This window comes from Myxococcales bacterium (genome assembly GCA_016720545.1).
GTDB lineage: Bacteria > Myxococcota_A > Polyangia > Polyangiales > Polyangiaceae > JAAFHV01.
The window spans coordinates 1-12,356 of sequence record JADKKK010000028.1; the positions used below are offsets into that span (position 1 = coordinate 1).

Consider the following 12,356-nt stretch of genomic DNA (forward strand, 5'->3'; position numbering starts at 1 on the left):
GTCATCGCGCCATCCCGGGGCGAGCGCGGCGACGTAGGTCCGCGTCCTGGCCGTCGTCGCGGTGAAGCTGATCGGCGATGAGCGCGGGGGTGCCGCTGGGTGGCGTGGGGGTCACAGCGACACGAGCTCCTGCGCGGCGATCGTCAGGTCGTCGGCGTCCACCGTGACGCCCGACCCGGCGTGCACGAGCCCGAGCGCGATGTACCGCCACGCGACCTTTCGCGTCGTCGCAGCGGCGATCGACGTCCACGACGTGGGCAGCGCGCCTGCCGTCCCCGCGCCGTGGAACGCCTGTACGGTGCCGTACTCCGCGCGAATCCTGATCCACGTGTCCGTGGTGATCGAGATGGTGGGGCCAGCGTCGTAGGTGTTGACGTCCTGGCGGTAGCAGTAGGTGACGCCGCTCTGCGCGAGCATCGCGGCGATGCGCGTGCCTGCGGTGGCGCTCTCGGAGATCTCCAGGAAGAGCTGACTCGTCCCTGATGCGGGCAGCGACACGACCCGCACCGCGACATCGAGCGTCGCTGCGGGCGTGCCGAGGTCGCGCGTGAGCGAAGGACCGGCATAGTTCGAGGGGCCGTGCCGATACGTGCCCCCCGTCGCGGGCAGGATCAGCCGCGCGACGCCCCCGGTGACCGCCGCGGAGGCGCCGGGCACGGTGCCGTTGTCGGCGGTCCAGCCGGTGCCCGAGGAGAAGTCGTAGACGGCGCGCGTGATGCCGAGCGCGGAGATCGCCGACCGCGCCGCCGCCGCATTCGCCGCAGCGAGCACCGCGCTCACGTCGGCGCTGGTCTCGGTGACGCCACCGAGGCCGTCGCCGACGATCGCCTGTCCTGCCACGGCGCCGACGACAGACGCGATCGCAGCGTCTACGACGTCGCCCGCGGAGGTCGCGGTGTACGCCGAGCCCGCGCCCGTGGAGACGGGGACCTGGCCCGCGCCGGAGGCGGTGGGGAGGGCGGTGCCGCCGATCGGCGTTCCGTTCTTGACGTAGCTCACGGCGACACCGCCCGGAAGTCGCAGTTGACCGCCGCCGTGGTGGCGCTCGCCTGCGCCGTGACGCGCATCGTGGCGTTGGCCTCGTCGGCGAACTCGAGCGTGAGCGGCGCGGCGCTGGTGACGACCGTGGTGAGGGTCGACAGGAGCGTGAGGCCCACGTTGACGCCCGCCTTCTTGTAGACGCGCACGGTGACGTCCTGGGTGGTGCTGACGACGAGGCTCCATCGGGATGCGCCCGCAAGCGCGACCCCGTTGGCGGAGTAGGTGGTGGTTCCCGAGACGTTGACGCCGAGAAGGTCCACCTCGGCGGCGGACGTGACGGCGCGGGCGGATGCTCCCGCAGTGACGATGACGGTCATGGGCGATGCTCTGCCGCGCGAGGCGGCGACGGGGGACAGCGAGGCGAGGGAGGCAGCGGAGGGGGAGAGCTACGGGGGCGGTCAGGTGGGCGCGTCCACGACCCAATACGAGGCGATGGACAGCGTCCCCGCGCCGACCTGCGCCTCCCAGGTGATCGTGTCCGTGGCCGCGTCGGCGAGGAAGCCCGCGCCCGTGAGGACGTCGGCCCACGCGCCCGAGGTGCCCGGGAGCGCGAGCGTGTACGTCCCCACGCTGGTGGTGATGCGGACGTCCCCCGCGGTCGCGCCGCTGGTCTTGTAGCGCACGCCGAAGAGGATCGCGGGCGTGCTGAGGATGCGACGCGGGCGCACCTTCCAGGCGGCTGCGGTGGTGCCTGTGACCGTCTGGCTCCCGGGGATCGCAGCCCACGCCGCGGCGGTCACCGCATCGGGGGTGCCCTCTTCCAGCGAGAGCGCGTGATAGGTGCGCCGGTTCCAGTCGTAGGCCGCTTCCAACGTGGCGCCAGTGCGCGAGAGCGCGTCGGTGATGAGCCCCCGCGGGAGGTAGGTGCTCGGGATGTCCCCGTAGGTCTCCGTCGAGTCGAGCGCGAAGCGCGCCACCTCCGCGACCTCGACGGCTTCGACGCACGCCGTCGCGCTGCCCGTGCACACGAGCGCGAAGGTGAGCCGCCACGGGAGCGTCGCGTTCAGCGTCGCGTCGAGCGCGGTCCGGTCGAGATGGCCGATGATGCGGTTGGAGCTCGATGCGCGGGAGGCGTCGAGCCCGGGCGGGTGCGTGATGGCGGCGCTGCGGAACACCGATGGGATCGCCGTGGAGGCGGTCACCGTGGCCGCGCCATCGGTCACGCTGAGGTTGACGGTCACCCCATCGGGCGGCACCCACGTCCCCTTGGGCGCGACGGTGACCGCGACCTCGAGGAAGCGCGCCGTGGTCGACGGGTGCCAGAAGCAATGGAACGTGCCGCCGGTGTTGCGGAGGATCGTCGCGCGTTGCCCGACGCGACCGCCCGCCGCGTCGTTGGCGAGGTCGGCCGTGTCGAAGGCGTGCGACGCCTGCGCGGTGCGGAGCGAGGCGCGAGGCTGCGACCACACCGCAGGTGCGTTCAGCCGTCGAGGGGTGATGGTCATGGGTCAGCGGGTCATGTAGAGCGAGAGCCGCCGCACGGTGGCCTTGCCGGAGCCCGACGTGTAGACGCCGACGTACAGCGCGATCACGGTCTCACGCCCCATCTCCGCGGGCGGTGTGCCCGCAGCGGCGGCTTCGTCGATCGGCGCGACGATGCGCGACCCGACGTGGCCTTCGGTGATGGTGAGGCTCGCGGAGACGCTGGCGAGGGTGCCGCTCGTCGTCGAGCCCGTGCCGTAGAGGTCACCCGGCTGCGGTCGACCCACGGCGGGGCGACCACAGAGGATGATGCCGGTCGTGCTCGCGCCCCCGTTCATCGCGAGGGCGGCGAGGACGATGGTGGGCCAGCGGCCATCGGGCATCGTGCGGATGCGGTGGAGACCGCAGAACCAGCTCCGGACGGTGGAGCTGGAGAAGGGGTCCGCGTCCCAATCGAACTGGTAGATGTCCGTCCCCGCGCCAGCCGACGTGCCGTAGCCCAGCGTACCCGCGATGTCTGTTCCACCCGGGCATTCCCACAGGGTGCGAAGCTCGTTCTCGTAGCAGCCGAGGTACGCGTTGCTCGCGAGGATCTGCATCGTGCCCGACGACAACGGCTGGTCGGCGCGCAGCCGGTCGTTGGCGCCCCCGGCTGCGGGGAGGTGCAGCCATCGGTCGAGCGCTTTGATGTTCGTGGGCATTGAGTTCTATGGGGTGATGCAGCAGCGGTCGGGGCTGCCCTGACAGCACGAATAGAACCGCGGGCACACGTTGCCGCAGGTGCCGCAGCTCAGGAAGTCGCAGGCCCCGGCGCAGACCATGCCCACACCGCGCCGCGGGTCGACGCACCGGCTACCCTCTCCGCCGTCGCCAGCGTCCGCGCCCGTGTCGCTACCGACGTCCACAGCGGGCGCCACGTCGGGCACGTCGCCAGCGTCGGCGGGGCGCGGGGGGTCGACGGCAGCGGGGGAGCATCCGAGGGCGATCAGGGCGGCGAGGGCGTAGCGCATCCGGGGAGGGTAGCGCGAGGCAGCGGAGGTCAGGTAGCGTCGGGCCTATGGGACGTGTCGCGTGGGCGGTGCTGCTGCTGTGGGCTGGCGGGGTAGGGCTCGCCGCGTGCGGGGGGGGCGGCGGCCCGTCCGGGCCGGAGTGCCGCACCGGCTGCCCGTGCGGGCGGTCGTGCATCTCCTGTCGCGACCGATGCAGCATGGCGGCGCCGGTGATCGTCGGCGACGAGGTGGACGCGGGTCCGGTCGACGCGCGCTAGCCCGGGCGCACCCGTGGCGCTGCGGGGAGAGTACAGCGCGCGGGTGTTGGGTGTCGAGAGGGCTACGCCGCCCACCGCTTCCCGCCGTCGCTCCCAGCGCCGAGCGTCCCGGCGGGGTCGGCGACCCACGCGAACCCCGTGTGTTGCCGCGTCGTGGCGGTGTCGTAGTCGGCCCACCGCAGCGTGACGCCGTACTGCCCCGCAGCCGCGGCGGTCATGCCCGCGCTCGGGTTGCCGTCGAGGGTGATGGTCGAGGCGGTGACGGTGACGATGGTGAACGGCTCGTCGCTGATCGGCGTGCGGTCGCCGACGACGCTCAGCACCACCTTGTCGCCGACCGCGAAGCCCTGCGACGGGTCCGTCGAGAGGTCGCCCGCTGCGTCCCGATCCTGCGCGTGGCACTGCGCCCCCCAGCCCGTGGTGGCGTCGAGGGTGACGATGGGCGACGCCGCGTTGAGCCCACCTGCCGCGATCAGCACCTCGGGGCAGTAGCCTGCGCTGACTGACGACTGGAGACGGATCGTAGCCGTGGCGCGGAAGCGTCCGCCCATGAGCTCGCGATGGACCTCCTGCACCTGGCAGACGGCGGCGGTGATCCCCCGGGTGCCGGTCCACGAGGGGATACGGGAGTGCGTGAAGGTGACGAGCTGCCCCGGCTGGAGCCCCATCAGCGCAGGCGTCAGCGGGAGGCGGATCGCGCGGGAGGGTTCTGCGAGCGGCCCGAGGACCTGTTGCGCGACGGCGTAGAGCGAGGAGATGACGCTGGTCACGTCGATGACGACGGACACCGGGACGCCCATGAGCGCCTTGCACTCGACCGCCGCACCGTCGCCGAACTCGCCTTGAAACGTCGTGTCGACGATGGAGACCTTGCGCTCGCGCCCGTCGTAATGCGGGATGGTGAACACCACGCTGGTAGCGAGCGGCTCCGTCGAGTCGATTACTTCGACGGGCAGCTCCTTCCCATCGGCGGTGAGCAGGTCGCTCTCCCCGATCGTCGCGACGGTGCTCTCCGTGTCGGCGAGTGAGGAGAGGCGAACGCCCGTGATGCGGCCGTAGCGCATGGCGAGGCACATCCCGCGGAGGCGCATCTCATCGATCAGGAGCGCGAGGAAGCTGTCGGCGTCGGCGGTGAAACGGTACTCCCGGGCCGGAGGAAGGCCGCCCGTGGCGACGCCCGAGAACGCGCGCTCGAGATCATCCCAATCGACGGCGCTCTGGTAGAGGTCCTGCCCCGTGAGGGCGTCGATGCCGAGCGCGCCCGCTCGCAGGGCCGCGACGACAGACGAGCCGCGTGCGACCACGCCGAGTTTCGCCGACGTGCGGCGCACGCACAGCGGGTCGCGCGCGGTCGTGGGCAGTACGCGCACGCGCTGGCCCGTGGCGTCGCGCTCGAGGATGGTCGCAACCACCTCCCCGCCGCGCGTCTCTGTGATGAGCGAGAGCTGAGCCGCGCCGAGCACCCCATCCGTGGTGGTGTACGTCCATTGGAGCGTCGAGGGGATGCGGGCGAAGTCCACCGCCGAGGGGATCTTGACCCACCCATGCAGGCGAAAGCACGCCTCAGGCGCGCGGGCAGCGGACACCCATGCGGCCGGGGTGTTGTCGTCGTCGACACGCTGGTCGCGCACCTCGGCGGTGTCCCATGCGGCGGAGGCGGAGAACCAGCGCGGCGAGGCGGTCGAGCCCTGTTGGCGCACCACCATCTTGCCCTCGCTGTCCACCTGGACGCGACCCGAGCCCGACGTGCCGGCGGAGTAGACCGCATCGGCCGCGCGCACGAAGCTCGCGAGGTCGGGGTGCCAGCCCCCGTTGTCACTCGCGCCGGTCCACTGGAGCGTGAGGGAGTCGCCCGCGTAGAACCCCGCGGCGGAGTACCCGACGCGCAGCGGGTGGGCCTCAGGGGCAGTCGAGTAGTGGCCGAAGCCGTAGAGGTCGATCGGCGCGGTGTCGAGCTTGCGGCTCAAGCTCTCGGTCACATGGTCGAGCGGCACGCTCCATCGCGAGAGGTTGCCCGTAAGCTGTACGCCCGCCCCGACCGTGCCCGCGTAGAAGAGTGTCGGATCGGTCAGCGTCGTGCCGTCCGCCGAGAGCACGCACAGCCACAGGGTCGCGAGCCGAGACTGCCAGTGCCGCGGCCCGCCTGCGGACACCAGCGGCGGGTGTTCCGTCGGGGCGCTGTGGGAGCGCGCTGACGAGCCGTACTTGCCGCGCGTGGCGCTGGTGAGCGAGCCGCCGCCGATGCCGCCGTATGTGATGGTCTCGCGCCCGATGGCGGCGATGCCGGTCGTCGGAAAGCCGGTGGTCGCGCCGAGTGGGATGGACGTGTCCGCCGCGCCGATGTCCGACGCGAGGAGTTGTGTCGTGCGGCCCTCCCTCACGCTGAGCAGCGCAGTGGCAGCGCCGTCCGTGTCGAGCAGGGAGAAGGTGAGCGCCTCGACGCGCACGTCCCCCTTGAGGAGCGAGGCGCGCTCGAACACCTCGAAGACCTCGCGCGGGTCGAGCAGGTCGGCCACCGGGTCGAAGGTCGACGCGTCGGGGAGCGTCTCCGTGAGCGTCCCCGTGCCCGGCCACCACAGCGCATCCACGGTGCCGCTGGTGACGCTCACGGTGGTCGGCCGCACGCCCGCAGGCGTCAGCACGCGGGGCACGCCTGCCACGAGGATCACGGGGACGATGCGCGCCCCGGGAGCGAGCGCGGTCGGCCAGTCGATGCGGGCGGTGGTCATGCGTCAGGCCCTCGTCTCGGTTGGCGTGGCCGATGGCGCGACGAGGCCCAGGTCCCATTCGCAGTAGGCCAGCCACTCCGCTTTGAGCAGCTCCGTTCGCGTCGAGAGCAGCGCCTCCGGCCCGATGTACACGCGCCAGATGCGCTCGCTCGTGGTCGTGCGCGCGGTGCCCCACGTCGACGTGTACCCGCACAGCGCATTGCGGGCGCTGTACAGCACATCGAGCACGCTCCACTCCCGCGCCGTGGACGTCGACCCGAGGGCGCTCATGTACTCCTCGGCGGGGTACATCGCGGTTGCGTCGCAGTTGTGCGCCGCGCGCAGGGTCGGGGTGGTGGGCTGAAAGTGGACCTTGAGCGAGCGCTGCCATGAGGTCAGCGTCGAGGCGATCGCGTACACCCGCCCGCCCGTCGTCTGCTCTGCGCCGCCCGCCTGCATCGGCTGCCAGTAGGGGCCGGTCGCTGCGGAGAGGAGCGCGAGGTGCCAGACGGGGCGTGTGCCGACGAAGGCCCACGTCACACCGCCCGTGTCGATGAGCGTGGGCAGACCGAGTCGCGCGGCGATCGCGGCCGACAGGGTGAGCGTCACGAGCTCGCTGTCCTCTTCGTCGACCACGGTCACCGTCACGACGCCCGCGGCGGAGAGGGTGACGGCGATGTTGGAGTCGACGTGGCTCGCGCCCGTGATCGCGGTGTTGATGGCCGACTCCAGGGCGCGGAGGTAGTCCGTTGCCGCGGGCGCGAGGCACATCCGGTAGGGGCCCGTCGCGAGCGTGACGTTGACCGGCGTCGTGCCCGCGGAGAACGTGAGCACCACGTCGGGCCCAGCGCCCGCGCTCGTGTGCGTGAACTCCGGCGCGAAGGCGTGCGAGGCGAGCGTCATGCGGCCCTCCGCTGCAACCGCGCGCGGGCTGCGTCGTCGAAGCGGTCGAGCCGCACGCCGATCTCCGCCTCCGTCCCCTCGCGCCCGCCGAACGTGGGCGCGTAGTAGTTCTGCACGATGGTCATCCCTCCCCCTCCGCCGCCGTCGCTTCGCCTCGGACTCACGTCCGCCGCGCGCTGGCTCTCGCCGCCCGACGCCCGTCCGCTCCCACTCGCCGCAGCCGGTGCAGTCGCAGCCGCGAGCCCGCCCGTAGCCGCCGCTGCGACGCCGTAGAGCGCCGCTGCGCCGAAGTGCGCCGCGGCTTCCGCGGGGTTGAGGAAGAGCGCTGCGAAGCCCTTGCCGAGCTCGAAGATGGCCTGCTGTGCGGCGATCTTCGCCCACGCCGCAAGGGTGTCGTGGACGAAGCCCTGGAGCGCGGCACCCGCGGTCTCCTGCCCCGTCACCAGCGCCTCGAAGTGCGCGCCCGCCGCGCCCGTCATGGCGCCGTATGCGTCCTCGACGGTCTTGCGGAGGTCGACGGCCGCGTTCGCTTGCTCTGCGAAGAAGCTGCGGATGCGGCTGCTGTTGGAGCGCTCCTCCGCAAGCCGGTTGAGTCGCGACTGCTCGGCGCCCTTGCCGCGCGCGTTGTCGTTGGCGGCGGTCTGCTCCGCACGCACGCGAGCCACGTCGGCTGCGATCACCGCGGCGGTCGAGGCGGCGAGGCGGTGTTGCTCCTCGAGGTAGCGCAGCCCCTCGGCGCGCTCCTTCTCCGCGAGCGCGAGCGCCGAAGTGCGACGCGTCTCGTCGGTCTGCTGAAACATCGTCTCCCCGCGCGAGCCACCGCGGCGCGGTTGCGCCCGAGGATCTGCGTGGCCTCGTCAGCGCCGAAGGTCATATCGCTCCCGCGCCCGGTGCCGCCCCCAGCGGTCGCAGCCGCGGCTTCAGGGGCTGCGGTCGTGCGCTCGGTGTTGCTGGCGTTGTAGGCGTCACGGAAGCCCCGCAGCCCATCGCCTGCGAAGCGGAGCGCCTGCGAGGCGCGGCCTTCCTGCGCGGCGGCTGCCATCGCCCGGGCGGCTGCGGCGGGTCCATCGCTCGACAGGGCCGCGATGCCCGCGGCTGCGACGTCGAGGCCGGTGAGTAGCGGGGCCATGGCGACGCCGATCACGCCGGCGACGACCTGCGCGACGTTGCCGACCTGCGTCAGGATGTAGGCCGCGGTCTGTCCGACGGCCTGCATCTTCACCTTGAGCTCGTCAGCGTCGGAGGTCGCTCCGCGGGTGGCCGACGAGAACGCCTGGATGCGCGCGAGCTCCGTCACGAAGGCCGTCGCCGCCGTGCGCTGTGCGTCTTCCAGCGAATCCTTGTAGCGCTCGACGGCATCGGCGGCGCTGTCCGTCGCGGCTGCGGTGCGGCTCGCTTCGGCGACGACGCCCGCGAGGCGCTCTTGCACCGTGTGCCCCTCGCCCGCGAGCTCGGAGAGCCCTTGCCCGAAGCGCTGTAAGCCGCCCTCGCGGCCACGCACGAGCGCGTCCGTGAGCATCTCGGCGGCGCCCTGGACGGTGGTCCCGAGCTCCCGCGCCTTGGCCCCGGAGAGCCGCATCACGGCGTCGAGCTCCGTCTGCGTCAGCCGGATGTCGGACGCCGCAGCGCGACCCGCTACGCCCATCGCCACCGTCTCATCGGCGAAGCGCCCCGCAGCCGAGCCCGCGCGGTCGAAGTCGAGCCCGAGCCGCGCGCTCATCTCCTGGAGCGCCTGCTCCTCGGAGGCGAGCGCCGACACGCGGTTGACCGCCGAGTCGACCATTCCGGCGAGCGCGGAGAGGCTGGTGTGAATCTCGTTGAAGGTGTTGGCCGCGCGCCCGAGCGCGTCGAAGGTCTGCGAGAGCCGCGCCGTGCCGACCGCGCTCCGCTCGGCCGACGTGCCGATGCGGTCGGAGGCTTCGGCCACGCGCTCCAAAGCGGACGCCGCAGCCGGTGCGCCGGGGGTGTGGACCGGGATGTCGATGCCGTCATTCATCGCGAGCCTTGAGCGACGCCATCGCCGCGAAGTAGTCGGCCACGGTCACGCCCTCGACGACGACATGCTGCACAGCACCCACCGCTGCGCCGCAGTCCGTGTGCAGGCGGTGGCGCGTGACCTGCGCCAGCCGCGTCAGCAGCGCCTCGACGGCCTCGGCGTCGCCCGCGGTGAGGTCGAGCGCGATCAGCGCGAGGCGGGGGGCGTCGGGGGTGGTGCTCATGGGGTGCGTTGCTTGCGCGCGGCGGCTTCGGCCTCGCGCTCCTGGCGGTCGATCTCGCGGTCGGAGGCCATCGCGCCGCCCTGCGCGGACTTGAGCGCCGAGAGCGCGGTGAGGTCGGCGGCGGTGAGGTCGCGGCCGAGGGTGGTGTCGAGGGGGACGTGCCAGTCGCTCGCGAGCGCCACGGCCTGCGTCACCTCGAGGAGCCACGGGGAGGCCCGCTCCACGCACGCGAGGGGGCACGTCGAAGCGACGGGCGTCCCGGTCACGCGGGCGACGTGGCGCGCCTCGCTGGCAAGGTCGCCGTCGAGCGTCGCGGGTGGCGTGTGCCCCGCCGCGGGACAGCCCCACCGGCGCTGGTACTCCTCGGCGTGGGCGACGAGACTCGCCCGCGTCGCTTCGTCCTCGGCGCGGTTGCCGCTCGACGGAGGGGGGCAGCGGTCGATCTCTCGCAGCCGGGCGCACCCGCACTGCGAGCGCGTCGACCTCAGCGCGGCAGCATCAGCCCAAGCGGCAAGGCGAAAGGGGCGACGGCCGACGGCCCCGCCTCCGCGCGCAGCACGATGACGCTCCCGAGTTCACTGATCGCCTTACCGCCGAGGCCGAGCTCCATCGTGATGAAGTCGAGCCACTCGTCGGAGGCGACCGAGAGCTTGCCGAGGGTCTGTAGCCCCCCGTGGTCGGAGGCCTTGTGCGTGACGCCCTTCGCGTCGGTGACCTCATGGCACGCGACGAGGACGGCGTTCTGGAGTCGGCGGATGCCCGTCGCTTCCATCACCATGCGGACGCCGGCCGCGGTGAGGGGCTGGAGTCGGAAGAGCATCAGCCGCCCATCGCGCACCAGCGGGAGCGCGCGGCGGTCGGCCTCGGAGCGGGAGCGCTCGTAAGCCGACAGCAGCGCCGCCGCGTTGGGCGCGTTGAGGTTGATCGCCGGGTCGCAGTTGGATGCGCCGGGGGTGACGCCCACCAGGGCGACGTCGAGGGGGGTGCTGGGGTTCATGCGAGGGGACTCCGAGGCGGGGCCGCAGGGTGCGGCGGGTGGTCTATCCGTGTGCATACCGTAGACATGATTTCACGCGGTCGAGGTCTTCGCCCGTCTCGCCGTCGTCGACCGTGGGCGTGTCGGGGTAGCCTTCGAGCATCAGCTCCATGTGCAGCCTCTCGCCGATCTTCACGCGCTTCGGCGACGCGACGATGCGGGCGACGGGCATCTCCCAGATGTGGAACGTGCACGTCGTGCCGGTGCCGATCTTCTGCACCACCACGAAGCGATAGGCCGTGTCGGCTGCGAAGGCCGTGTCGTAGGCCGAGTCGAAGCGCACCTTGACGTTCGCCTTGCAGGCTACGGGGCGACCGCCGGTCCGCACGACGCTGTTGATGGTCGACGCCGCGCCCGGGTCGCGCACGAGCTCGACGGCCTCGACCTGCTCGATGGTGATCCCCTCGTTGACCAGGCGCGCCGCCCGCGCGAGGGAGGTCGAGAGGTACACGGACGGTGCCCACGCGAAGGCAGCGCCCATCTCGTCGGAGGCCGCGGCGACGCTGAGGGTCTGCGCGCCGAGGGCGTAGTCGCTGACCGTCGCGCCGAGGGTCATAGTCGGGAGCTTGCCGACCTCAGGGATGTCGAAGGTGAGCGAGCCGTAGCAGCCGTTGGCGGTGTGCTGCGCGGTGGAGTCGCCGACGAACGCCTGCTGCACCGTGAGGGTGCGGCTGTTCGTCTCGGCGCGCGTGTAGTTGTAGAGGTTGCGGACGATCGTGCCCGCCGTGGTCGGCGCGGCGGAGAGCGCGGGGGAGATGGTCACCTCGTCGGGAGTGGCGCTCGTGTCGATGTCGTCGACCCGCGCCCACTCCATCTCCGTCCCGACCTGCACCGCGATGAAGGTCCCCTTCTTGAGCACCGCGGCGTCGGTCACGCGGAGGAGCGTGGTCGTGCTGGTGGTGCCGCTGATCGTGGTACCGACCGCGGCGTGCTCCGCACCGAAGGCGTGGCGGCAGAGGATGCGCGAGGTCAGCGACCCGAGAGCGCCGCCAGCGTCGAGCTGGCTCGCAGTGGGGACGGCCTTGAGGTGCACCTTGAGTGGGTCGAGCTTCGACGCGATCTTGAGCCCATGGACCTTCGTCGGGTTGTCGTCGCGGCGCACGCGCTCATCGGCGACGTCGAGCATCTCCTGCGAGAGCCCACCCACGACGAACTCGCCCGTCGCCATCACGCGAACCATGGCGTTCGGGAAGCTGCCCGATGGGATGGTGCCGAAGGTCGTTTCCTCGCCCACATAGGTGGCGCGTTCTCCTCCGAGAATGTTCGTCTGGCTCATGGAATCTCAGGTGCCGCAGGGCGCGGCGAAGGGGGTCACTTGACGCGGGAGATGACGACGAGCGCGCGGCGCATCCCGCGGAGCAGGTTGCCGCGAGCGACGCCGATACGGAGGTCGAGGCCCCGGCGGCGCTTCGACGCGAGGTAGCCGGGGGACAGCGGGCGCAGTGTGAGGTCCGCGCCGCTCTTCTCGGAGGCGGTCGATGTAGACGGCGCGGATGGCGTACCCGCCGACGACGAGCGCCGGGAGCATCCCAAGGGTCTTGCTGGCGCGCAGCGAGTCGCCGAGCTTCGCGACGATGGCCTGTGTCGCGGCTTCCCTCGCCCGCCCGGTGAGTCGCAGCACGGGGCGCGCGGGCTGCCCCTGCGTCGTGCCGCCGTCGAGCCACACGAGGTGCTGCGCGTCCTCGGTGTCGAGGGTGAGGCGCATGGTGTACGCGCGGTCGAGCTCCGCGGCGATGGCGCGGGCCTGCGCGGAGATGCGA

Annotated in this window: 15 protein-coding genes; 1 reads left to right on the plus strand and 14 read right to left on the minus strand. The window is 72.2% G+C overall.

All coding sequences use genetic code 11. The features are described from left to right. Positions 1-111 precede the first annotated feature (111 nt). The 5 genes from IPQ09_26255 to IPQ09_26275 all read right to left on the minus strand — a co-directional run bounded on the left by IPQ09_26255 (position 112) and on the right by IPQ09_26275 (position 3,473). Positions 112-999 carry a hypothetical protein gene (locus tag IPQ09_26255; protein MBL0197655.1) on the minus strand — a complete coding sequence of 296 codons (888 nt, stop codon included), beginning with the start codon at positions 997-999 and terminating at the stop codon, positions 112-114. Next, positions 996-1,358, minus strand: coding sequence for a hypothetical protein (locus IPQ09_26260; GenBank protein ID MBL0197656.1), 363 nt, complete (start codon positions 1,356-1,358; stop codon positions 996-998). The genes IPQ09_26255 and IPQ09_26260 overlap by 4 nt, the downstream gene beginning before the upstream one ends. An 81-nt stretch (positions 1,359-1,439) precedes the next feature. Continuing rightward, complete coding sequence (locus IPQ09_26265; protein MBL0197657.1) at positions 1,440-2,486, minus strand: hypothetical protein; 1,047 nt, start codon at positions 2,484-2,486, stop codon at positions 1,440-1,442. 3 nt (positions 2,487-2,489) lie between these two features. Then, positions 2,490-3,164 carry a hypothetical protein gene (locus IPQ09_26270; GenBank protein ID MBL0197658.1) on the minus strand — a complete coding sequence of 225 codons (675 nt, stop codon included), beginning with the start codon at positions 3,162-3,164 and terminating at the stop codon, positions 2,490-2,492. Positions 3,165-3,170: 6 nt separating this feature from the next. After that, a complete protein-coding gene (locus tag IPQ09_26275) occupies positions 3,171-3,473 on the minus strand; it encodes a hypothetical protein (protein ID MBL0197659.1) in 303 nt (100 codons plus the stop codon). 47 nt (positions 3,474-3,520) lie between these two features. Between IPQ09_26275 and IPQ09_26280 the strand changes: the two genes are divergently transcribed. After that, a complete protein-coding gene (locus IPQ09_26280) occupies positions 3,521-3,730 on the plus strand; it encodes a hypothetical protein (GenBank protein MBL0197660.1) in 210 nt (69 codons plus the stop codon). 62 nt (positions 3,731-3,792) lie between these two features. Here IPQ09_26280 and IPQ09_26285 read toward each other — a convergent pair whose 3' ends face one another. The 9 genes from IPQ09_26285 to IPQ09_26325 all read right to left on the minus strand — a co-directional run. Then, positions 3,793-6,459, minus strand: a complete 2,667-nt coding sequence (locus IPQ09_26285; GenBank protein ID MBL0197661.1) for a hypothetical protein — start codon at positions 6,457-6,459, stop codon at positions 3,793-3,795. A 3-nt stretch (positions 6,460-6,462) separates the two neighbouring features. After that, complete coding sequence (locus IPQ09_26290) at positions 6,463-7,341, minus strand: hypothetical protein (GenBank protein MBL0197662.1); 879 nt, start codon at positions 7,339-7,341, stop codon at positions 6,463-6,465. Next, entirely contained in the window at positions 7,338-8,021 is a 684-nt protein-coding gene (locus IPQ09_26295) for a hypothetical protein (GenBank protein MBL0197663.1), read from the minus strand. The genes IPQ09_26290 and IPQ09_26295 overlap by 4 nt, the downstream gene beginning before the upstream one ends. Beyond that, positions 8,018-9,337: a hypothetical protein gene (locus IPQ09_26300; GenBank protein MBL0197664.1), complete on the minus strand. Its 1,320-nt coding sequence runs from the start codon at positions 9,335-9,337 to the stop codon at positions 8,018-8,020. The genes IPQ09_26295 and IPQ09_26300 overlap by 4 nt, the downstream gene beginning before the upstream one ends. Continuing rightward, positions 9,330-9,560, minus strand: coding sequence for a hypothetical protein (locus IPQ09_26305; protein MBL0197665.1), 231 nt, complete (start codon positions 9,558-9,560; stop codon positions 9,330-9,332). Before IPQ09_26305 ends, IPQ09_26300 begins: the two co-directional genes overlap by 8 nt. Next, the gene (locus IPQ09_26310; protein ID MBL0197666.1) at positions 9,557-9,826 is read right to left on the minus strand and encodes a hypothetical protein; all 270 of its coding nucleotides are present in this window, start codon (positions 9,824-9,826) and stop codon (positions 9,557-9,559) included. The genes IPQ09_26305 and IPQ09_26310 overlap by 4 nt, the downstream gene beginning before the upstream one ends. A 218-nt stretch (positions 9,827-10,044) precedes the next feature. Beyond that, on the minus strand, positions 10,045-10,557 hold the full coding sequence (locus IPQ09_26315; protein ID MBL0197667.1) for a hypothetical protein: 513 nt from the start codon (positions 10,555-10,557) through the stop codon (positions 10,045-10,047). 43 nt (positions 10,558-10,600) lie between these two features. Next, entirely contained in the window at positions 10,601-11,872 is a 1,272-nt protein-coding gene (locus IPQ09_26320; GenBank protein MBL0197668.1) for a hypothetical protein, read from the minus strand. A gap of 6 nt (positions 11,873-11,878) precedes the next feature. Next, positions 11,879-12,356 (minus strand): hypothetical protein (locus IPQ09_26325; GenBank protein ID MBL0197669.1); only part of this gene is annotated, 478 nt, incomplete at its 5' end.

Bases quoted from the DNA above. Each gene is read 5' to 3' on its own strand.
- IPQ09_26260 (MBL0197656.1), bottom strand. From the start codon at position 1,358: ATGACCGTCATCGTCACTGCGGGAGCATCCGCCCGCGCCGTCACGTCC.
- IPQ09_26265 (MBL0197657.1), bottom strand. From the start codon at position 2,486: ATGACCATCACCCCTCGACGGCTGAACGCACCTGCGGTGTGGTCGCAG.
- IPQ09_26270 (MBL0197658.1), bottom strand. From the start codon at position 3,164: ATGCCCACGAACATCAAAGCGCTCGACCGATGGCTGCACCTCCCCGCA.
- IPQ09_26275 (MBL0197659.1), bottom strand. From the start codon at position 3,473: ATGCGCTACGCCCTCGCCGCCCTGATCGCCCTCGGATGCTCCCCCGCT.
- IPQ09_26280 (MBL0197660.1), top strand. From the start codon at position 3,521: ATGGGACGTGTCGCGTGGGCGGTGCTGCTGCTGTGGGCTGGCGGGGTA.
- IPQ09_26285 (MBL0197661.1), bottom strand. From the start codon at position 6,459: ATGACCACCGCCCGCATCGACTGGCCGACCGCGCTCGCTCCCGGGGCG.
- IPQ09_26290 (MBL0197662.1), bottom strand. From the start codon at position 7,341: ATGACGCTCGCCTCGCACGCCTTCGCGCCGGAGTTCACGCACACGAGC.
- IPQ09_26300 (MBL0197664.1), bottom strand. From the start codon at position 9,337: ATGAATGACGGCATCGACATCCCGGTCCACACCCCCGGCGCACCGGCT.
- IPQ09_26305 (MBL0197665.1), bottom strand. From the start codon at position 9,560: ATGAGCACCACCCCCGACGCCCCCCGCCTCGCGCTGATCGCGCTCGAC.
- IPQ09_26315 (MBL0197667.1), bottom strand. From the start codon at position 10,557: ATGAACCCCAGCACCCCCCTCGACGTCGCCCTGGTGGGCGTCACCCCC.
- IPQ09_26320 (MBL0197668.1), bottom strand. From the start codon at position 11,872: ATGAGCCAGACGAACATTCTCGGAGGAGAACGCGCCACCTATGTGGGC.